Here is a 21,495-nt window from a genome sequence, read left to right as displayed (position 1 = left end):
TTTTTATAAAACATCCTATTGATTGTACATAATTATACGGTCGTTTGATTTAAAATATCGGACTGGGCCGAAATGACCGCTCGATTTAGATAACACAACCGCTTGATTTATGCAAAAGTTGCAGTCATTTGTGGTAAAACGACCGTTTAATTTTCTTTCTCGTGATGCCGGATTTCTTCGATGGAATGGGGTAAAAAACAAAATCCTCCACAAAAAATGCAGAGGATTTTGGTGATCGCGACAGGATTCAAACCTGTAACCGGCTGATCCGTAGTCAGCTACTCTATTCAGTTGAGCTACGCGACCTTGTTAAATGTTGGTAGAAGTGACCGCGACAGGATTCAAACCTGTAACCGGCTGATCCGTAGTCAGCTACTCTATTCAGTTGAGCTACGCGGCCATTCTGTTTTTCCGAAAAAAGTGATCGCGACAGGATTCAAACCTGTAACCGGCTGATCCGTAGTCAGCTACTCTATTCAGTTGAGCTACGCGACCATTGTTTCGTTTTAACGGGTGCAAAGATACGTACTTTTCCCGAATTAGCAAGCATTCGGCGACTTTTTTTTGTAGAAAATTATTCGATGAAACGGTAATTAAACAGTTGGAAACCGATACTTAACCCGACATTCCACTCCCTTCTCGGTGAGCTATAATGATTTACATAAGCAGAGATGTCTCCGAACGGTAATTGACACACAACAGAAATTTCTCCTAAATATTCGAATTTAGAGAAGGCTTTTCCATAATATGCCTTATTTAATGAGTTTCTTTCAATCGGATATATAGGCATAAAACCATAAAATTCACCTCGCAGATGGAACATTTGATTGAGGCGATAGATGGGACGAATGCCGGCTCCCACAAATTGATTGGCGCGGAAAGCTTCATTATAGGTGAGTTTGCTATGTAGAGTAGGTGAAAACTCACCTGCTTGCATCATAGTCGCCGTATAATTCTCGGAAAAGTTCTTGGAAGCGTACAAAGCTTTTAAATACCATCCCAAAACCCAGTGTTCGCTCATTGTATGGTATTTTTCTTTCATATATGATAATTGCAGCCAGGAATGGTGTTCTTTATTTATTTGAACTCCTTTGGTCTCTTCACCGGGATAGAATCTTTCCCGTCCCATGAATATCTGTGCAACAAGAGCTTCTTTGTAGCCTTGTGTCGGGTATTGCCGTGAATTAAGCGTACTTCCATTGAAGCTGATAGAGCCGCCGAATAAATCATAACGGCTTCTGTCGAATCTGTCTTTCTCAAAATCGATGATATTTCTCTGGAAATATTTGTCTTCTATTCTGGCGATCCCTATTCCAAACTCAGCTCGTTTGCTTAAAAGAAAAGGTAGTCCGACCTGAAGTTTAAGGAAGCGTTCGTCTTTCTGATTAAATGCTGGCTTGTCATTCCTGGAAAATAACTTGTCTTTCTTAAAATAGTCGAAAGTAGTAATAGATGCGATAAAGCGGTAAGAGGTCGGGATCGCAGTAGAAAAGTCGATCTTAGCCATGAATTGCGCATTATTATAGACTTTCCCGAGTTGACCGTCAAAAAGAAATTCTTTCGCATAGTAATTTAAATCCTGATAGCTGAGACCGAGATAAATTTGGTTCGAGTTGGATGTGGAAATATTCCCACCTAATCGTACGGCAAAATTATTCTCCAGTTTGACTTTTAAATGCAGGTCATATGTTTCATCCTCCGGATTGTATACGGCATGCGGGATGATCTCGGAAATCATGTTGTCTGAAAGCAGCCGGAAATAGCCTTCTTTCAAGTTTTCGTAAGTGAATTCCTTATTGTCAGAGCTATGAAATTCTTTTTTAATATATGCCTGTTGTTGGGGATTGGCTCCATCAATAATGATGTTTTTAAAGCGTAATTCCGGATAGTTGCTTCGGTATACCATTCTTCTCAAACGTATATTATCCAAATTAACCCTCCTTTGTATACGGCTTTTTATAGAATCCATCATGCTTATGGTTCGGTTATATCCGATATCATGCAATTCATCTATTCGCTGGAAATCCATCAAGCTGACATTGTCATATTTGAATGTCATCAGAATACCCATTGAATCCGGAATAGAATAATCGGTTTTTTGCATGACCATGTTTTCTATCTGGCTCATGAGGTCATTTTCCTTGGGTTTGGTGGGGTTTGTAGATACCACACTTCCAATTATAATATCCGGATGAAAATCGTCTCTCATAACGTCTGTTGGGAAATTATTGTAGATTCCTCCGTCATATGCCAGCACATTGTCAATCTCTATAGGCTTAAACATAAAGGGAAAGCTCATGGAAGCTCGGACGGCATCTCCCAAATCTCCGTTTCTCATTACGAGTTGCTTTTTATTGTAGACATCAGAAGCTATGCATCGGAAAGGAACGAATAACTTGTCGAAATCGCCTTTACACGAAGCTGTAGCGCGTGCATACAAATCTACAAAAACCAGATTCATCTGTATGGGATTTACTACGCTTGTGGGCAGAAATTGTGGTTTGAAGTTTTTTAATGAGTCTTTGAATGAGAAACGGATATTAAAAAACTCTGGTGTCGGGACATTTTTCTTGAAGTGGTATACGTATTTCTCTTCTATTTGTCCTGAATACCATCTTTTAAAGTCCTCTGACTTCAATAATTCTTCCATATCATCAGGAGAATACCCCATCGCATAAAGAGAGCCGATAATGGCCCCCATGGAAGTTCCTGTAATATAATCGATAGGAATGTTATTTTCTTCTAAGGCGCGAATGATGCCGATGTGTGTCAATCCTTTGGCACCGCCACCACTTAAGACAAGACCTACTTTTTGGGCGCAGACAGTCGGCATGAATAACCATATAGCAATTAACACTAAAAGTATTTTTCTCATAACCCAAATCAAACAATTGAAGTATTTATCATTTAGTGTTCAAATATATGCAATACTTTCCAATTTATCGATATTTTAGCGTTCGTTTTATGATGAAAAAAGAGCATTGCAACACGTTTTAGTGTTGAATGCTCTTTCATTGATTTATGTTATAAATAAAGGGGCGGTATTAAATCAGCTCAATACTGCGCTTCACGAAGTTGTTCAGAGCTTCACCTTTTAGCATATTGTTCTGCAATAAAGCCAGGTCGATGAGTTGACGGATTACCTTGTTGTTGCTGGCATATCCTGCAAAGATGCCTTCTTTTTTATTTTTCAGTTCATCCCATTTTTTATCCAGCTCATTCAGTTCATCTTTCTCCGCAGTAGGAATATCTTCTTCCTTCTTGTCCTTTTGGCTGTCTTTTAGTTCGTTGCGACGCTTGCTGACACTATTCATCTCTGTTTGTATAGGAGCTACTTCAGGGTGACAAGCTGCTTCTTCTTCGTCAAGCACTTGCTTGATAAGCTTATGGTCGGAGTTCAGAACCAGATTGAACATATCCGGCATCTCCCCATAGAAGCTCATTCCGGCCTGAATATTTGCCATTTCCTTCATACGACGCATATACTCGCTTTGAGTAATCATCACCGGAGCTGAATTGTCTCCCAATGCCTGTGTCATTACATTGAACTCAACTTTATCCATTTTGGGTAACTGGCTCTTGAAAGCAGTTGTGATAGCTTCTTGCTTTTCTCCTTCCAGTGTCTCGTTTTTCTTGTCTTCTTTGATGATAAGGTTGTCGATCACATCGCTGTCTACACGGGTGAAGCGAGATTTCTCAAACTTCTGTTCCAGCATACTTACCATAGCTACATCTAATTGACCATCCATAAGCAGAACATTGTATCCCTTGTTGGTGGCAGCCTCGATATAACTGAATTGTTCATCTTTATTATTAGCATACAAATAGATCAGATTTCCATCTTTGTCTGTCTGATTATCTTTAATAAGGGTCTGATACTCTTCAAATGTATAATGTTTGTTATCTGTATCGGTGAAAAGGGCGAATTTTTGCGCTTTCTCATAGAAATCCTCTTGAGTAAGCATGCCGTAATTGATAAATATTTTCAAATCATTCCACTTCTCTTCAAACTGTTTGCGGTCGTTCTTGAAAATCGATTGCAGGCGGTCGGAAACTTTCTTCGTGATATAGGTAGAAATCTTCTTCACATTCGAGTCGCTTTGCAAATAAGAACGGGATACATTCAATGGAATATCCGGGGAATCAATAACTCCATGTAATAAAGTCAGGAAGTCCGGTACAATTCCTTCTACGGAATCCGTTACATATACTTGGTTGCAATATAACTGAATCTTATTTTTATTCAGCTCAATATTGCTCTTTACTTTCGGGAAGTAGAGGATACCAGTCAGATGGAACGGATAATCCACATTCAGATGAATCCAAAATAATGGCTCGTCTGACATCGGGTACAACTTGGTATAGAACGACTTATAATCCTCGTCCGACAGTTCGCTCGGCTTACGAGTCCACAAAGGAGTAGTGTCGTTAATAATATTGTCTTCAGTGGTTTCTACCTGTTTTCCATCTTTCCATTCTTTCTTCTTCCCGAATGCAATGGGGACAGGAAGGAAGCTGCAATATTTCTTCAGAAGCTCAGAAACACGTGCTTCTTCGAGGAATTCTTTGCAATCGTCATCGATATATAAGATGATATCTGAACCACGATCTGCCTTATCTACTTCTTCAATAGTGAATTCAGGGCTACCATCGCAAGTCCATTTTATAGCTTGTGCTTCGTCTCTGTAGGATTTGGTGATAATTTCAACCTTTTTTGCAACCATAAAGGCAGAATAGAAGCCTAAACCGAAATGTCCGATGATTGCATTTGCATCATCTTTGTATTTTTCCAGAAAATCATTCGCTCCTGAAAATGCAATCTGATTGATGTACTTTTCTATTTCTTCTGCAGTCAGGCCAATACCACGGTCGGAGATAGTAATAGTGTCTTTACCTAATTCAACGTGAATTGTCAGATCGCCCAGTTCACCTTTAAACTCCCCAATGGAAGCAAGGGTATTTAGTTTCTGAGTGGCATCTACTGCATTAGACACTAATTCGCGAAGAAAAATTTCATGGTCACTGTACAAGAACTTTTTGATGATAGGGAAAATGTTCTCTGTTGTAACCCCAATATTACCTTTTTGCATAATAACGTATATTTTTTTGGTTTATTTATTAGAATGTTTTTAATTGATATTTGTTCAGATAGAGACAAAAAAAATGCCAGACCCTAAGGTCTGACATTCTGGCATATTTTATGACTTATCTTATTTAAGTAATCTTCTTTCAAGATGCAATAACTTTCATCTCCAATTCACCTTTCTCTTTATTCAGAGAGACTTGAATGACATCTTTTTCTTTCAGAGAAGAAGTTATAATGAGTTCTGACAGTCCATCCTCCAAATGGGTTTGAATAGCTCGTTTTAAAGGGCGGGCTCCGAATTGCACATCGTATCCTTTTTCGGCCACGAATCTTTTAGCTTCATCATCAATAACTAGCTTATATCCAATAGATTCAATACGATCATATAGTCCCTTTAGCTCAATATCAATGATTTTCGTGATAGCTTCCAAAGAGAGTTGGTCAAATGTTATGATTTCATCGACACGGTTGATAAATTCGGGCGCGAATGATTTATTTAATGCTTTTTGTATAACACTTCGCGAGAACTCTTTGTCATCCAGACGGCTTTGTGTAGCAAAGCCTACACCACGTCCAAACTCCTTTAACTGGCGGGTACCAATATTGGAAGTCATGATAACAACTGTATTTTTAAAATCAACCATTCTGCCATAACTGTCAGTCAGACGGCCTTCGTCCATCACTTGAAGAAGGAGATTGAACACATCCGGATGTGCTTTTTCGATCTCATCAAGCAAGACGATAGAATAAGGTTTGCGACGTACTTTTTCAGTTAATTGTCCGCCTTCTTCATATCCTACATATCCCGGAGGAGCTCCAACCAGACGTGAGACAGTGAATTTTTCCATAAATTCGCTCATGTCTATACGAATCAGTGCATCGGAAGACCCGAACATATATTTTGCCAATTCTTTGGCTAAATGGGTTTTACCTACACCAGTCGGACCTAAGAACATAAAGGTTCCAATGGGCTTATTGGGATCCTTCAATCCCACACGGCTTCTTAAAATAGCCTTGACCAGTTTCTCTATCGCCGGATCCTGTGCGATTACTTTCGATTGCAGATCCTCCTTCATGCCAGCCAGCTTGATTCCTTCGGCTTGTGCCATACGCTGTACCGGAATGCCGGACATCATAGAAATAACATTGGCAATTTCCTCTGCATCAACAGTCTGTCTATTCTCTTTCAGACTGTTTTCCCATTCTCGTTTCATTTCGTCCAGCTGAAGCGTGAGCTCTTTTTCCTTATCTCGGAAACTGGCAGCGAGTTCAAAATTCTGCGATTTCACAGCTTCATTTTTCTTGCTTTTAGCTTCTTCGATGAGTTTTTCCTGCTCTTCGATTTCCTTGGGTACATTGACGTTGGTCAGATGTACACGTGATCCTGCTTCATCCAAAGCGTCAATAGCTTTATCGGGGAAGTTACGGTCCGTAATATAACGGTCTGTCAACTTGACACAAGCTTCCAATGCTTCATCTGTATAGTTCACGTTATGATGATCTTCATATTTATCCTTGATGTTACGCAGAATCTGAAGAGTTTCGGCAGCAGTAGTGGGTTCCACCATAACTTTTTGGAAACGACGTTCCAAAGCGCCGTCTTTTTCTATATTCTTACGGTATTCATCAAGGGTAGTAGCACCAATACATTGTATTTCGCCGCGTGCCAATGCAGGTTTCAGCATATTGGCTGCATCCATTGAACCGGCTGCAGAACCTGCACCTACAATTGTATGGATCTCATCAATGAACAGGATTACATTCGGATTCCTTTGTAACTCGTTGAGAATGGAACGAATACGCTCTTCAAACTGACCACGATATTTTGTTCCTGCCACAACTGCGGTCATGTCAAGAGCTACTACTCGCTTATCAAACAAGATGCGTGAGACTTTCTTTTGAATAATTCTCAAAGCAAGTCCTTCAACGATTGCTGATTTTCCTACACCAGGTTCACCGATCAGAATCGGATTGTTCTTTTTACGGCGACTTAGGATTTGAGCCAAGCGTTCAATTTCCTTTTCTCTGCCTACTACAGGGTCCAAACGTCCTTCTTCTGCCGCTTTTGTCATATCTGTACCGAAATTGTCAAGTACAGGCGTGTCATTAGCCGGTTTTTTTGAAGCTGTTTGCGCCTGTTGCTGGCGTTCTTCAGAACCGCTTCCACCAGATCGGGGAGAAGACATTTCTTCATCATCATCGTCTTCCGGGAATCCCATGCCGGAATTTACATCCGGTTGCAATGTGGCTTGTTCCAACACTTTCACGTAATTAACGTCATTAGCTTCGAGCACGGAAGCAGCCATATTGTTTCTTTCTCTTAGGATCGCTAACAAAACATGCTCTGTATCAGCTATATTACTTCTCATTCCACGTGCTTCTAAAATACACATTTTTAATATTTTTGCCGCGTCATTAGACAACGGTATCTCTGCATCAGGCAATAGCATATCATCAGCTTCTGTCTTCAGCCGAGCTTCAATCTGCTGCTTTACTGCAGCTAAATTGGTGTTGAGTTTTGACAATATCTCGATAGCTTTTCCTTCACCGTCACGAAGCAATCCCAGAAGTAGGTGCTCAGGTCCGATATGCCTACTCCTCAACCGGTTAGCTTCTTCCTTGCTATAGACGATAATGTCGGAAACTCTTTGTGAGAATTGATTATTCATACTTTTTCCTTTTCTTCTAAGGGGTTATTTACTGGCAAATATACGCATTTAATCAAGTTTGTATTGCATATTTGCTTTATTTCTTATATCTACAAATGGCGTGCCATAAAAACAATGCTTTGTATTATATATATAAGGTATAACAAATACCACTCCCTGTTTTTCACAGATATAGTCTCCTTAATGGTAGTATTTATTCTTTTTCTCATTTCTTTTTCTAATATTAATGGTTAGAAGTCAATCCGTTCCTTGAAATTTTTAATTTTAATAACTAAATATAGACAAACAGACTGTCCTTCAAGCAGAAAAAAACTTTCTTCGGAAAAACTTTCGTATATCGTGGAAAAGTAGTACTTTAGCGTGGTTTTTCACAGACCATACAATGTATAATTAATAATCATTTTAAATGCTTGAACAAGACAGAATTATAAAGATTAACATCGAGGAGGAAATGAAGTCATCGTACATTGACTACTCCATGTCGGTCATTGTTTCACGTGCCCTTCCGGATGTTAGAGATGGATTTAAGCCCGTTCACCGTAGAATTTTATACGGAATGATGGAATTGGGTAATACTTCAGACAAACCTTATAAAAAATCTGCAAGAATTGTGGGTGAAGTACTGGGTAAGTACCATCCGCATGGAGACTCTTCAGTTTATTATGCTATGGTGCGTATGGCTCAGGAATGGGCAATGCGTTATCCTTTAGTAGATGGCCAAGGTAACTTTGGTTCTGTAGATGGTGATAGCCCCGCTGCCATGCGTTATACGGAGGCTCGTCTAAACAAGTTAGGTGAAGCGATGATGGATGACCTGTATAAGGAAACTGTAGACTTCGAACCTAACTTTGATAATACGTTGACAGAGCCGAAGGTGATGCCGACCCGTATTCCTAATCTTTTGGTTAATGGTGCTTCCGGTATTGCGGTAGGTATGGCAACTAATATGCCTCCTCATAATCTTTCGGAAGTAATTGATGCTTGTGAAGCATATATTGATAATCAGGAAATCACAGTAGAGGAACTGATGACTTATGTCAAAGCTCCAGATTTCCCTACAGGTGGTTATATATATGGTATCAGCGGAGTACGTGAAGGATATCTGACAGGTCGTGGACGTGTAGTAATGCGTGCAAAAGCGGAAATTGAAACCGGACAGACACATGATAAAATCGTAGTGACTGAGATCCCTTATAATGTTAATAAGGCTGAACTGATCAAATATATTGCTGATCTTGTTAACGATAAGAGAATAGAAGGTATCTCGAATGCAAACGACGAGTCTGACCGTGACGGTATGCGTATCGTTATCGATGTAAAACGTGATGCTAATGCAAGTGTAGTGCTGAATAAGCTGTATAAGATGACAGCCTTACAGACTTCCTTCGGTGTGAATAATGTTGCATTGGTTCACGGACGTCCTAAGACATTGAATCTGAGAGATATGATTAAATACTTCGTAGAGCACAGGCACGAAGTAGTTATCCGCCGTACTCAGTTCGATCTGCGTAAAGCAAAGGAACGTGCACATATCCTTGAAGGTTTAATCATTGCTTCTGATAATATTGATGAAGTTATTCGTATTATTCGTGCAGCTAAGACTCCAAATGATGCTATTGCAGGTTTGATAGAACGTTTTAATCTGACAGAAATACAGTCACGTGCAATTGTAGAGATGCGTTTGCGTCAGTTGACTGGTCTGATGCAGGATCAGCTTCATGCTGAATACGAAGAAATCATGAAACAGATTGCTTATTTGGAAAGCATTTTGGCTGATGATGAGGTATGTCGTAAGGTGATGAAAGATGAATTATTGGAAGTTAAAGCGAAATATGGTGACGAACGTCGTTCTGAAATCGTTTATTCTTCCGAAGAGTTTAATCCGGAGGACTTCTATGCTGATGATCAGATGATTATCACAATATCTCATATGGGATATATCAAACGTACGCCATTAACAGAATTCCGTGCGCAGAATCGTGGTGGGGTAGGCTCTAAGGGAACAGAAACTCGTGATGCGGACTTTGTAGAGCATATATATCCGGCTACTATGCACAATACCATGATGTTCTTTACACAAAAAGGTAAATGTTATTGGCTGAAAGTTTATGAGATACCAGAAGGAACGAAGAATTCCAAAGGACGTGCTATACAAAACCTGTTAAATATTGACTCTGATGACAGTGTTACTGCATATTTGCGTGTTAAGAGCCTGGATGACACTGAATATATCAATAGTCATTACGTATTATTCTGTACGAAGAAAGGTGTTATCAAGAAGACATTGCTTGAACAATATTCACGCCCGCGTCAGAATGGTGTAAATGCTATTACAATTCGTGAGGATGACAGTGTAATTGAAGTTCGAATGACGAATGGTAATAATGAAATCATTATTGCTAATCGTAATGGTCGGGCTATTCGTTTCCATGAAGCTGCAGTTCGTGTAATGGGACGTACGGCTACAGGTGTACGTGGTATTACATTGGATAATGATGGTCAGGATGAAGTAATAGGAATGATATGTATAAAAGATTTGGAAACAGAATCCGTAATGGTTGTTTCTGAACAGGGATATGGTAAACGCTCTGAAATTGAAGATTATCGTAAGACTAATCGCGGTGGTAAGGGTGTAAAGACCATGAATATTACTGAAAAAACAGGTAAGTTGGTAACAATTAAGTCAGTGACTGATGAGAACGACTTAATGATTATCAATAAATCCGGAATAACTATCCGTCTGAAAGTTGCTGATGTCCGTATTATGGGACGTGCTACTCAAGGTGTTCGTCTGATTAATCTTGAAAAACGTAACGATCAGATTGGTTCTGTATGTAAAGTAATGACAGAAAGTCTTGAGGATGAAGTTCCCGCAGAAGAAGCAGAAGGTACTATTGTCAGTGATCTGACTACTGATCAGGATGTTGACAATGCAGATACTGCTACAGATGTTAATGAAAATAACAACGAAATTGAGGAATAGACATAATATTAATAATTAATCAAACAACAATCATGAAAAGAGTATTATTTTCAATGGTTTTATTGATGGCCGTAAGCTTATCATTCGCTCAAATGAAGAATGTAAAAGAAGCCAAAAGCATTGCCAGTGATGTAAAACCGAATTTTAATCAAGCTGAAAAGCTGATTAATGAAGCCATTAAGAACCCTGAGACCAAGGATCTTCCTGACACATGGGACGTTGCTGGATTTATTCAGAAACGTTTTATTGAAGAAGAACGTGATAAGAAGGGTGTTCTGAAACAGCCGTTTGACACATTGAAGGCATACAACAGCATTTTAAAAATGTTTGAGTATTATACTAAATGTGATGATCTAGCTCAAGTACCTAATGAAAAAGGTAAAATTAAAAACAAATATAGAAAAGCAAATGCTTCAACTATATTGGTTGAACGTCCTAACTTAATTAACGGTGGTATTCAATTCTTTAACCTTGATAAGAATAAGGAAGCTTTGCAATTCTTTGCAACATACGTAGAATCAGCTTCTTATCCTATGTTGGCAGAGCAAAATTTGGCTAAAACAGATACTCTTTTGGCACAAATAGCATATTACGCAACATTGGCTGCTGACAGAGTAGGAGATAAAGATGCAATTATTAAATATGCTCCTGCTGCTTTGGATGACAAAGATGGCGGTAAGTTTGCAATGCAATTGATGGCAGATGCATATAAAGCTAAAGGTGATACTGCAGCATGGGTTAAATCATTGGAAGAAGGTATTTTAAAATTCCCTGGAAATGATTATTTCTTTGCGAATTTGGTAGATTACTATACTAGCTCTAACCAAGCTTCTAAAGCAATGGAATTTGCTGATAGAATGTTGTCTACTGATGCTAATAACAAGTTGTATCTTTATGTGAAAGCGTATCTTTATCATAATATGAAAGAATATGATAAAGCTATTGAGTTCTACAAGAAAGCTATTGCTGCAGATCCTGAATATGCAGAGGCATATTCTAATGTAGGATTAGTGTATTTGATGAAGGCTCAGGATTATGCTGATAAAGCTACAACAGATATCAATGATCCGAAATATGCAGAGGCACAAGCTACAGTGAAGAAATTCTATGAAGAAGCTAAGCCATTCTACGAAAAAGCCAGAGCTTTGAAACCTGATCAGAAAGATTTGTGGTTACAGGGTCTTTACCGTGTTTACTATAATCTGAACATGGGTCCTGAATTTGAAGAAATCGATAAGATGATGAAATAATTATATTCAGTTTTTATAAAAAGACTATCCCAAAATTTAAATTAGGATAGTCTTTTTTGTTTTTACAAATAAAGAAGCTTGAATGATGATTCTGATTTTTTTTTATCAAAATATATAATGATGAATTTCTTTTTGTGAGAAAATGAAAAAGAGGCTATAACCAATTCATTTGGAATGCCTCTTTTGGTTTTAGAGAGAGAAGAGAGAGAAATTAGTTATAAGTATTATCTATTTTTCTATTAAACATAATGATAATTATTCCCTGAACGTAAACAGTTTATTTTCGTTCTTTCTCCATCATCCGTTAATAACAAGCAATGGCGTATCGGAATGGAAAATCATCTTACGAGCGATACTTGGGTTAAATAATCGTGCAAATATATTTCTCTTATAGGAAGTTAATGTTATTATATCAATTTGATTATCTTTGATATATTGATCAAGTCCTTTTAATAGATTATCATTCATTACCACATCATAATGAATTTCAAGCCCGGGATATTGTTTTTGGAAATAGTCTTTGATACCTGCAAGTTTAATTTCATTCCAAGTATCTTTGGATTCAGCCAGATGTATTAATGAGACTGAAAAATGGAAAGATTTCCAAGTGTTGAAAAATGCTTCAAAAGCAATCAAGTCTCTCTGATCAAAATTGGTTAAGAAAGCAATACGTTTTACTTCATTGAATTCTTTGAATGGAGTATTTTCCGGAATTGCTAATACTGCTGTGCGGCTTCGATCAATAATTTCAGCTGTTACACTGCCAATTAAGTCAATGTCTTTCTGGCTTTTTCCACGCGTTCCCATAATGATAACCTTAGGACGCTGCTCCTTGGCATATCTTAAAATTTCTTCTTCTGGAATTCCTTCTCGCAAAATGCAACTATATTTGATATCCGGAAATTCTCCAGATGCAACTTTTTCCTTTATCTTATCAGATAGTGCGTTGAGATCTGAATGGACCTGTTGGATGATTGTTTTAACAGATTCTTCATCTCCGATCTGATAATTGAATACATCGCCATATGGTAATGACGAAGCGTATATCGGTGTAAAGTAAACATGTAATAGAATCACTTCAGAATTCTCAGTTTTAGCCAAATTAAAGCCAAATTCACACGCTTTCATCGAATAACTGGAGAAGTCGACAGGTATTAAAATTTTGTTCGATTTATTATCTACCTTAGGTGTCTTCTCTCCCACTATACTTTCAGATAACCAGGTAGAACTTTCCGTTATTTTTAATGCACGTGGTAGATCACTTTCTTTAATTCGTAGACGTACTCCTGAAGATACAACAGGTTGTATTTGATTTACGTTATGAATGTATGTTTCTATTCCTTCATTTTCGAGGACATTCTTTAGAATCTGAGCTTTTGTATAAGTCAGAATAGCTAAGGTTACTAATTTATCTTCCATAATAATCTGTTTTTGAAGGTGAACAAATAAGAAATCCCAATTGTTTGGGCAATTGGGATTCTTGTTTTATATTTTAAATTTGCATAGGTTCGGTAGCTTGTTCTTTTTGCATACTCATGTTTATTTCATCTAAAATTTTTAGAGCCCGGTCGAGAACAGTTGTGTCATCCAGCATTACAAGCCCGCCATCCGGACCGGGCTCAAGATGTATTCCGACACTTTTTCCTTCCTTGAAATTGTGGCCTCCGAAGAAGTTGCGCACTGTATCTACGTGCAAACCAAGTTCGTCTGCTATTCTATGCATGCTACCGCTAGGCAATGAATCTTTAATCTTGCGAAGTTCATTAAATGTTATTGTTCTCATGTCTCATAAATTTAATGGTTAATACTATATTGTATTTAATTTTTTATCACGCTATAAACTTAAGCAAAAAAAAAGATAAAACAAATTATTTGCTTATCTTTTTTCCTAAATTCCTAAATTCTGTTTACGAATTTTATATCACTTCAATAGCGGAAGCCGGCACCCATCCTACTTTGCCGTCTTCCAAGCGAATTTCTTTCCATTCTTTCATTGAGTTATCTTTGATACTGACCTTACGTCCCTCATGAAGGATGAACAAACTTGTTCCACTTTCACTCGGAGTGCTGCGAACTGTTACACTAGGATTCATGACGATCGCTTCGCTTCTATTTACTAAACGTTCTTTTTGCTCTGAAGCAAAAAGATTAGAGCATATTACAACAATTAAGAAAACGATACCTGATATAAATCCTCCTTTTTTCAGTATAATCTGCTTGGAGAAAATAAAGAAGTAAAGAGCGATGATAAATAGAATAAAGGAGACAATTCCCCATGTAGCCCATGCGTCTACACTCATACTGTTTATCAAGGCTTTGGCCCATGATACAAAGAAAACTTCCGGAACAGGTTCTACTTTATCTATTGTTTTAGCGCGTGCTACTTCCAGATTGGCACGGATGTCGCTGTTTCCTGGTTTCATAAGCAAAGCACGTTCGTAGTTGAGTACGGCTTTTGCTATTTCTCCAGCTTTGTAGTAACTGTTTCCTAAATTATAGTACACATCTGCAGATTCCCCATTTTTTAATAAGGATTCATATATTTGGATAGCAGTTGCATAATCATCTTTTATATATGCGGAATCTCCTTCGGCTTTTGTTACATCTTCCAACTTCGTATCAGAAAATGTATGTGAACCCGCATGGATAGAATCAGCTTCGGTTGTTTGTATAGAATCAATGCTTTGAGTTCCTTGTCCGAAACAAGTGACTGACATTGATAATAATATAAAAAACAATATTTTTTTCATGACACAATCTCTTCTGGGTTAATGTTTTATTGAATTTTCCATTCTGCTTATCACTTCTATTGAAGAAGAATAAACTTTATCCATTGCCTGATTTTCATCACCTGGAGCGAAACGGGCAAATTCACAATCATTCAATGCATTTAGGAATTCTTTAATTAGTTCTTCACTTACTCCATGGTTTCTCAGCTTCTCTTCAATATTGTCTTTCGACAAACGGGAAACCGGAATACTAAGTTTGTCGCTGATATATCCCCACAATGCTTTCAGTACTTCATCATAGAAGGCATCTTTCTTGTTTTCAGAGAGCAACTTACCGGCTAGTTTCATGCGTTTGGTTGCTACCTTATTAGCTTTCTTTGTTTTCATCTTAGCAACATTGGCATTTGCAGCGGCTTGTTTACGGTAGATGATAAAGAAGATGATGAAGGCTAGAGCAGGAATGATATAGAACAGCCAATAGGTCATTGAGCCATAGAAGAAACTACCCTTAGGTTGGAGAGTAACTTCATTTTGCTTAATGTAACGGATATCTTCACCCAATACTTTCAAGTCTTCTTTATTGGTGAAATTGGCAATCACCTGATCAGCATTTCCTGCACCTTTCTCAACATTGATTACATAGTCTTCCGTTTTCAACGTTTTGTAAGATTTTGAACGGATATCGAAATAGCTGAAAGATACCCCCGGAATTTTATAATTGCCAGCATGTCTTGGAATAGCCAGATACTCAATAACTTTATTTCCTGTTAGACCTTCCTGAGTTAATCTGACTTGGTTGTCCACCTTTGGATCATATACTTCAAAGTCATCTGGAAATTTAATTTCCGGATTAGAAATCAGTTTCAGGTTTCCAGTTCCGGAGATGACTAACTTGATAGTGATAGCATCATTAGTTTTCAGCTCCTTGCTATTGATGGAAGAAGAAATGTTGAACTCTCCCACTCCACCTGAAAAGTTTGCAGGTTTACCAGCAGGAAGCGGATTGACATTAATTGCTATTTTAGGAGTAACGATAGATTTCGGTACTTTAACTACATTGCTTCCACCATTGAAAAATGCATCAAAAGGATCGTCAGATTGTACAGCTTTACCTACCGTCATCTGGAACTGTGCCGGTTCTATAAATAACTTACCCGGTTGCTGGGGAAATAATACAAATTGGCGATAGATTGTCGTATTATAGTTACGTCCTTTATAATGCTCCTGTGTCCATCTTGCATTTGCATTCATTTCAATTTCTTGAGAATGAAATCCTTTAAAGTCAGGCAGTTTGGCATTATTTAATTGCAAGTCATGCTCTCTGGTGTATATTTTATAGGTCAAGACAAATGCTTCCTGCTCGTATACATTCGTTTTACTGGCAGTTGCCGTGATAAACAAATCCTGATTAGATACACTTGTACCAGATGAAGAGCGTGCAGATGAGCTACCGTCATTTTGTCCTCCATTACCAGCCTGGTCTTGTGGCAAAACCTTCACCTTTACGGAGTTTGAAACCATCTGGTTGCCATCAGCTACAATAGAAGCTCCGGGGATTGTATATTCACCGGCAGTATTTGCCATCAATATATAAGTGAATGTAATACTACTTGTAGAGGTGACATTACCATTCATTATCTGTGTACTGCTTTGCTGAGAACGGCTTGGCCCCATCAGGACGTCGAATCCTTTGATAGACGGTGCCTGAAAGTCTTTAACTTTTTGTGTGGTTACTGTATAAGATAGCCTGAATTGATCCCCTACCACCACTACATCGGGAGCGGAAGCAGTGAATGACACCTTGTCGGCAAGCGCTTGGGTGCTATATGCTATCAATGCCATCAATATAACAATCAGTTTTTTCATTGCTTATGAAATTTATATCATCAACTTTTTATTATTACCAATCTTTTTCTAGACGACCGCCCTGAATAACCTTCTGTTGTTTCTTCACTTTGTCCTGTACGTCTTTCTCATCTTGCATTACAGAATTAAGTAACTGCTCAGCATTTTCCTTTGACATCTGATTATCTTGTTTTTCAGGCTTCGGCGGTTGTTGCTGATCCTTTTGATCGTCTTTCTTCTGATCGTTCTGTTTATCTTTGTTTTGGTCCTGTTTCTGGTCTTGTTTCTGCTGCTGATCTTTATTCTGATCCTGATTTTGATCTTGATCCTGCTGATTCTGTTGGTCTTTCAGCATCTTTTGAGCGAGTGCCAGGTTATACCGTGTTTCATGATCTGCAGGATTGTTGCGCAACGACATTTTGTAGGCATCCACAGCTTTTGCATAATCTTTACCAGCTTGAAAAAGCACCCCCATATTATGGTAAATGTGTGCCAATTTCATTTTATCCTTTTCTATTTTGCTGGCAGAATCATATTGCTCCATGGCTTCCTGAAACTTTTGTTGCTGTGAGAGCGTATTTCCCAAATTGTACATGGATACAGCAGATTTAGGATTAACTTCCAAAGCCTTGCGGTAATTAACCTCTGCATCTACGAATACACTATCATTGAACAGACGATTTCCTTTGCGGATATAGTCACGCTCTGCTTTCTGTGCCGAAACACCAACAGCCAATAACAGAAAAGCAGCGAACAGGATATATTTCATTTTTAACATACGCATAGCTTACTTCTTATTAGAGAAAAGATGAACGTTTTTGAATAATGGATTCTTACGATCCAAAATTAACATCTCAGCTAGTAACAATAGTAAAATGATCCATGCAATAGCCTGAAACTGTTCGTTGAAATCCGTATATATTTTCGATTCCACATCAGACTTAGCCATCTTACTTATTTCCTGACTGATAGCCTTTTGAGCAGAATTAGAATTATCTACCCGTACATAGATACCCTTTCCGTCTTTGGCTATTTCTTGACACATGCCCTCATTCAGACGGGTTACAATTACATTACCTTCGCGGTCACGGCGATAATCATTGGTACCTTCTACAGGAATAGGAGCACCTTCGGGCATACCTACTCCCAGCACACTTACCTGAATCCCTTTTTCGGCAGCAGCTTTAGCAGCTTCTACAGCGCCACCTTCATGATTCTCACCATCCGTGATGACAATGATAGCACGTCCCACTCCTTCTTGCGGAGTAAAACTGCGGGTTGCCAGGTTGATTGCCTCTCCGATTGCTGTACCCTGCTTGGAAATCAGCGATGGGCTGATAGATTCCAAAAACATTTTGGCGGAAATATAATCGCTCGTGATCGGTAGCTGGGTAAAAGCATCTCCGGCAAATACGATCATACCGACTTTGTCGTTATCTAATTCATCTACCAATCTGGATATTAATCTCTTGGCTTTTTCCAAACGGCTGGGCTGCACATCCTGCGCCAGCATAGAATTAGATATATCCAGAGCTATAATCACTTCCACCCCTTTACGTTTCACCGTTTCCTGCTTGGAACCAAATTGCGGACGAGCCAGCAATACTGAGAATAAGCCGATAGCGGCAAAGATGAGCCAAAATTTCACATCCGGTCGATATTTAGATACATCCGGCATTAATTGCGCTAACAATTCCGGATCTCCAAAACGTCGGATATTTCTCCGTCTCCTGTAATTGGAATACAAGTAGAAAGCTGCTAAAAACGGTAATAGCAGCAATAAATATAAATATGCAGGTTCTTCAAATCGAAACATCTTCTTCCTATTTTACGTTACAAATCACGATTGACGAAACATTCCTACGGAATTTTCTTGAGTATTGAATTACGCAATAAAACTTCCAGTAGTACACAAAGGAAAGCAGCCAGTGCAAACCAGCGATAGTTTTCTTCCCGTTTGCTATACTCTTTTACGTTCAACTTTGTTTTCTCCAGCTTGTCAATTTCTTCATATACCTCTTTCAGTTTCGAGTTGCTCGTAGCTCTGAAATAGTTACCATCGGTAGTACCGGCAATCTGAGTCAGTGTTTTCTCATCGATTTCCACCGGCATATTGATATACTGTACTGTATTACCGACCGGATAAGGATATGGAGCCATTCCATTCGTACCCACTCCGATGGTATACACACGGATACCGAAACTTTTGGCAATCTCAGCGGCTGTCAATGGCGAAATATCTCCTTTATTATTGGTACCATCCGTCAATAAGATGATAACTTTTGATTTCGCTTTACTGTCTTTCAGGCGGGTTACAGCATTTGCAACTCCCATACCAACAGCTGTACCATCTTCAATAAGGCCACATTTGATATTATGAATCATATCCAGCAATACAGCATGGTCCACAGTCAGCGGGCATTGAGTGAATGTTTCTCCGGCAAACAGAGTGATACCAATATTATCATTCGGGCGTCCGTTAATAAATTCGGCTGCTACATCTTTAGCAGCTTCCAGTCTGTTTGGCTTCAAGTCTTCCGCCAGCATACTGGTAGACACGTCGATAGCCAGCATAATATCAATTCCCTCTATTTCGCTGTTTTGCCACTTATTAGTGCTTTGCGGACGCGCTAATACCACAATAATCAAAGCCAATGCAATGACGCGCAGTATAAATGGAGCATGTAGCAAATAATTCTTATAACTTTTAGGAGTATGCGCATATACCCGTGCATCCGAAATCTGAAGGGTAGCTTCAGTTTTCTTTCGCTTCAAGATATACCATACAATATAAGGTATAAGCAATAATAGCAAAAACAGATATTCAATATTGGCAAAAACCATTTTATTTTCGATTTAACAGTTTACTATTTAGTATTCACACCACATTATGCAAAGAGATCATAAAGCTGCATACCTATATATACAAAAGTACCTATTAATGCTGCTGACAAGAATACAATACCGCAGATTAATAATATTTTAGTACGCAGAGAACGTTTCTCGATAATTGTGATTTCCGTTGGTTGCGGTTTCTGATTCTCCTCTTCCGGTTGCTTTGTTTCGTTGATAAAGTCGATTGCATTAATCAAATTCGCATCATTTTCATTCATTTGCGGATCATGCTTGGCAAATTTTACTAAATCAGCTGTCTGGAAGAGTTCCTTCAAATCTGATATTGCCTCTTTATCATTCATTTCCAATAACTTATCGATGATTTCAGAAGAAGTCATCTCTAGTGCATTGAATCCGAAACGATCTTTAATATAAGTACGAAGAGTATCTGTCAATTCCGTATAATATGCCTTCGGCTGTCCTTTCTGCCATACTTTCTCATTCTTGATACGTTCGATTTCCTTCATAGCAGCCTGATGTGGCGGCAACTTAGGTTCTACTTTTATCTTACGGATAATCGGTTTGTTATCACGTATACGAATGATCAGATAGATCAATAAGCCGAGTAAAGGCAATGCAAGAAATGAGCAACCGATCAGCCCATACCAGTCTTCCCATGCGAAAGGCGCTTTCATCACCGTTTTCTGTCCGAAGAACTGGTCTGGATGCAATGTGTCAACTGGCATAGAATATACTTTCAATGCCAGAGCTTTCGATCTATATTCTTTGCCATCCACAGTGACAGGCATCGGCGGAAGATAATAGAGAGCTGAGTCAAACGAGGTAACAATGTATTCCTGAGTAATCAGCATTCGTTGGCGATCATTCAGAAATTGTGTATCCGGTTTGGCGGTTTCTATAATTTCTACCCCTCGCACCAGTGTATCGGTATAAGCAGGAAAAACAGCACGTTGTTTGGCGTCCATCGCTACTTGTAATTGTACTTTCGCCTGTTCGCCAATTAATATCTGCAACGAATCTATCTTAGCTTCCACTGTAACAGACTGTGCCACAGTTCTACCTATAGAAAGCAGACATAACAATGCTATCAGAATAATATTTCTATTCATCTTTGATTCCATTAATTTCGTTTGGCAAATAAATTCAGCAATGCCTTTACGTAATCCTGGTCGGTTCTCACAGATACGGAGTCAACATTACTTTTGGTAAATGTGTCGTTCAGTTCGGTCTGTTTGTTTATCCACCAGTCACGGTGTGCCCGGCGTACAGCTTTGGAAGAAGTATCGATCCATTGTTCATGGCCGGTTTCCGCATCTTTTATTCGCATCAGTCCCACCGGAGGAAGATCACTCACTCTCCTATCGTAAACCTGCAATGCCACTACGTCATGCTTTCGGTTGGCAATAGTCAGAGCGTTTTTAAAGTTATCCTGATCGATGAAGTCAGATAGAATAAACGCTGTACAGCGTCTTTTCATTACATTAGTCAGATACTCCAATGCGAGACGAATATTGGTACGACGGCTTTCCGGTTGGAAGTCAATCAGTTCGCGGATAATATATAGAATGTGTTTACGTCCCTTTTTAGGAGGAATAAACTTTTCTATCCGGTCTGAAAAGAAGATCACACCAATTTTATCGTTGTTTTGTATAGCAGAAAATGCAAGAGTAGCTGCAATTTCCGTTACCATATCCTTCTTCAGTTGTTTAACCGTACCAAATTCCAAACTTCCGGAAACATCGACCATCAACATCACTGTCAGTTCGCGCTCTTCTTCAAACACCTTCACATAAGGTTTGTTGAATCGTGCCGTCACATTCCAGTCGATGTCGCGTATATCGTCGCCGAACTGATACTCACGGACTTCAGAGAACGACATACCTCTACCTTTGAAAGCCGAATGGTATTGGCCTGCAAAGATATTGTTAGACAGTCCTCGTGTCTTGATTTCAATCTGACGAACTTTTTTTAATATTTCACTTGTTTCCATTTATACAGTAGTTAAAGTAGTAAGTAGTCAGGTAGTTAAGTAAAATACACTTGACTACCTTTTACTGCATTGTAATATTACGGCAGA

Annotated in this window: 14 protein-coding genes and 3 tRNA genes; 2 read left to right on the top strand and 15 right to left on the bottom strand. The window is 38.7% G+C overall.

Translation table 11 applies throughout. From position 1 onward, the window contains the following. Positions 1 to 229 precede the first annotated feature (229 nt). The 6 genes from DW640_RS07490 to DW640_RS07465 form a co-directional block, all read right to left on the bottom strand. Positions 230 to 306: transfer RNA gene (locus DW640_RS07490), tRNA-Arg, on the bottom strand. Between the two features lie 20 nt (positions 307 to 326). Beyond that, positions 327 to 400, bottom strand: a tRNA-Arg gene (locus DW640_RS07485). 21 nt (positions 401 to 421) lie between these two features. Next, positions 422 to 495, bottom strand: a tRNA-Arg gene (locus DW640_RS07480). A gap of 79 nt (positions 496 to 574) precedes the next feature. Next, positions 575 to 2,875 (bottom strand): patatin-like phospholipase family protein, encoded by a 2,301-nt coding sequence (locus DW640_RS07475; protein WP_032813414.1) that lies wholly within the window; start codon positions 2,873 to 2,875, stop codon positions 575 to 577. A 169-nt stretch (positions 2,876 to 3,044) separates the two neighbouring features. Continuing rightward, on the bottom strand, positions 3,045 to 5,090 hold the full coding sequence (gene htpG, locus DW640_RS07470; protein WP_048696729.1) for a molecular chaperone HtpG: 2,046 nt from the start codon (positions 5,088 to 5,090) through the stop codon (positions 3,045 to 3,047). A gap of 139 nt (positions 5,091 to 5,229) precedes the next feature. Continuing rightward, positions 5,230 to 7,755, bottom strand: a complete 2,526-nt coding sequence (locus tag DW640_RS07465; RefSeq protein ID WP_055298458.1) for an ATP-dependent Clp protease ATP-binding subunit — start codon at positions 7,753 to 7,755, stop codon at positions 5,230 to 5,232. Between the two features lie 406 nt (positions 7,756 to 8,161). On the opposite strand from DW640_RS07465, the gene gyrA reads away from it, so the two are divergent. Beyond that, the gene (gene gyrA, locus DW640_RS07460) at positions 8,162 to 10,738 is read left to right on the top strand and encodes a DNA gyrase subunit A (RefSeq protein ID WP_008765727.1); all 2,577 of its coding nucleotides are present in this window, start codon (positions 8,162 to 8,164) and stop codon (positions 10,736 to 10,738) included. Positions 10,739 to 10,770: 32 nt separating this feature from the next. Then, on the top strand, positions 10,771 to 11,988 hold the full coding sequence (locus tag DW640_RS07455; protein ID WP_008761564.1) for a M48 family metallopeptidase: 1,218 nt from the start codon (positions 10,771 to 10,773) through the stop codon (positions 11,986 to 11,988). Positions 11,989 to 12,285: 297 nt separating this feature from the next. On the opposite strand, the gene DW640_RS07450 is transcribed toward DW640_RS07455, so the two are convergent. The 9 genes from DW640_RS07450 to DW640_RS07405 all read right to left on the bottom strand — a co-directional run bounded on the left by DW640_RS07450 (position 12,286) and on the right by DW640_RS07405 (position 21,408). Further along, a complete protein-coding gene (locus tag DW640_RS07450; RefSeq protein ID WP_008761565.1) occupies positions 12,286 to 13,407 on the bottom strand; it encodes a universal stress protein in 1,122 nt (373 codons plus the stop codon). A gap of 73 nt (positions 13,408 to 13,480) precedes the next feature. Further along, the gene (locus DW640_RS07445) at positions 13,481 to 13,771 is read right to left on the bottom strand and encodes a hypothetical protein (RefSeq protein WP_008761566.1); all 291 of its coding nucleotides are present in this window, start codon (positions 13,769 to 13,771) and stop codon (positions 13,481 to 13,483) included. Between the two features lie 133 nt (positions 13,772 to 13,904). Further along, the gene (locus tag DW640_RS07435) at positions 13,905 to 14,738 is read right to left on the bottom strand and encodes a tetratricopeptide repeat protein (RefSeq protein WP_016267572.1); all 834 of its coding nucleotides are present in this window, start codon (positions 14,736 to 14,738) and stop codon (positions 13,905 to 13,907) included. Positions 14,739 to 14,756: 18 nt separating this feature from the next. Beyond that, positions 14,757 to 16,583 (bottom strand): BatD family protein, encoded by a 1,827-nt coding sequence (locus tag DW640_RS07430; RefSeq protein ID WP_055298460.1) that lies wholly within the window; start codon positions 16,581 to 16,583, stop codon positions 14,757 to 14,759. A 34-nt stretch (positions 16,584 to 16,617) separates the two neighbouring features. Then, positions 16,618 to 17,340 carry a tetratricopeptide repeat protein gene (locus DW640_RS07425; RefSeq protein ID WP_170848600.1) on the bottom strand — a complete coding sequence of 241 codons (723 nt, stop codon included), beginning with the start codon at positions 17,338 to 17,340 and terminating at the stop codon, positions 16,618 to 16,620. A gap of 9 nt (positions 17,341 to 17,349) precedes the next feature. Beyond that, positions 17,350 to 18,378 (bottom strand): VWA domain-containing protein, encoded by a 1,029-nt coding sequence (locus DW640_RS07420; RefSeq protein ID WP_008761569.1) that lies wholly within the window; start codon positions 18,376 to 18,378, stop codon positions 17,350 to 17,352. Between the two features lie 44 nt (positions 18,379 to 18,422). After that, entirely contained in the window at positions 18,423 to 19,406 is a 984-nt protein-coding gene (locus DW640_RS07415) for a VWA domain-containing protein (protein ID WP_117577730.1), read from the bottom strand. Between the two features lie 44 nt (positions 19,407 to 19,450). After that, positions 19,451 to 20,539, bottom strand: coding sequence for a BatD family protein (locus DW640_RS07410; protein ID WP_011107515.1), 1,089 nt, complete (start codon positions 20,537 to 20,539; stop codon positions 19,451 to 19,453). Further along, a complete protein-coding gene (locus DW640_RS07405; protein ID WP_008761572.1) occupies positions 20,539 to 21,408 on the bottom strand; it encodes a DUF58 domain-containing protein in 870 nt (289 codons plus the stop codon). Before DW640_RS07405 ends, DW640_RS07410 begins: the two co-directional genes overlap by 1 nt. Between the last annotated feature and the right edge of the window lie 87 nt (positions 21,409 to 21,495).

Origin of the sequence: Bacteroides sp. AM23-12, assembly GCF_003434395.1 — a bacterium.
GTDB classification, from domain to species: Bacteria; Bacteroidota; Bacteroidia; order Bacteroidales; family Bacteroidaceae; genus Bacteroides; species Bacteroides thetaiotaomicron.
This window is presented reverse-complemented; position numbering and strand designations above follow the sequence as displayed.

What these genes read in the sequence shown, in the direction of transcription:
- DW640_RS07405 (WP_008761572.1), bottom strand. Translation starts at nt 21,408, where the DNA reads ATGGAAACAAGTGAAATATTAAAAAAAGTTCGTCAGATTGAAATCAAG.
- DW640_RS07430 (WP_055298460.1), bottom strand. Translation starts at nt 16,583, where the DNA reads ATGAAAAAACTGATTGTTATATTGATGGCATTGATAGCATATAGCACC.
- DW640_RS07465 (WP_055298458.1), bottom strand. Translation starts at nt 7,755, where the DNA reads ATGAATAATCAATTCTCACAAAGAGTTTCCGACATTATCGTCTATAGC.
- DW640_RS07425 (WP_170848600.1), bottom strand. Translation starts at nt 17,340, where the DNA reads ATGTTAAAAATGAAATATATCCTGTTCGCTGCTTTTCTGTTATTGGCT.
- DW640_RS07420 (WP_008761569.1), bottom strand. Translation starts at nt 18,378, where the DNA reads ATGTTTCGATTTGAAGAACCTGCATATTTATATTTATTGCTGCTATTA.
- DW640_RS07455 (WP_008761564.1), top strand. Translation starts at nt 10,771, where the DNA reads ATGAAAAGAGTATTATTTTCAATGGTTTTATTGATGGCCGTAAGCTTA.
- gyrA (WP_008765727.1), top strand. Translation starts at nt 8,162, where the DNA reads ATGCTTGAACAAGACAGAATTATAAAGATTAACATCGAGGAGGAAATG.
- DW640_RS07475 (WP_032813414.1), bottom strand. Translation starts at nt 2,875, where the DNA reads ATGAGAAAAATACTTTTAGTGTTAATTGCTATATGGTTATTCATGCCG.
- DW640_RS07445 (WP_008761566.1), bottom strand. Translation starts at nt 13,771, where the DNA reads ATGAGAACAATAACATTTAATGAACTTCGCAAGATTAAAGATTCATTG.
- DW640_RS07435 (WP_016267572.1), bottom strand. Translation starts at nt 14,738, where the DNA reads ATGAAAAAAATATTGTTTTTTATATTATTATCAATGTCAGTCACTTGT.
- DW640_RS07410 (WP_011107515.1), bottom strand. Translation starts at nt 20,539, where the DNA reads ATGGAATCAAAGATGAATAGAAATATTATTCTGATAGCATTGTTATGT.
- DW640_RS07415 (WP_117577730.1), bottom strand. Translation starts at nt 19,406, where the DNA reads ATGGTTTTTGCCAATATTGAATATCTGTTTTTGCTATTATTGCTTATA.
- htpG (WP_048696729.1), bottom strand. Translation starts at nt 5,090, where the DNA reads ATGCAAAAAGGTAATATTGGGGTTACAACAGAGAACATTTTCCCTATC.
- DW640_RS07450 (WP_008761565.1), bottom strand. Translation starts at nt 13,407, where the DNA reads ATGGAAGATAAATTAGTAACCTTAGCTATTCTGACTTATACAAAAGCT.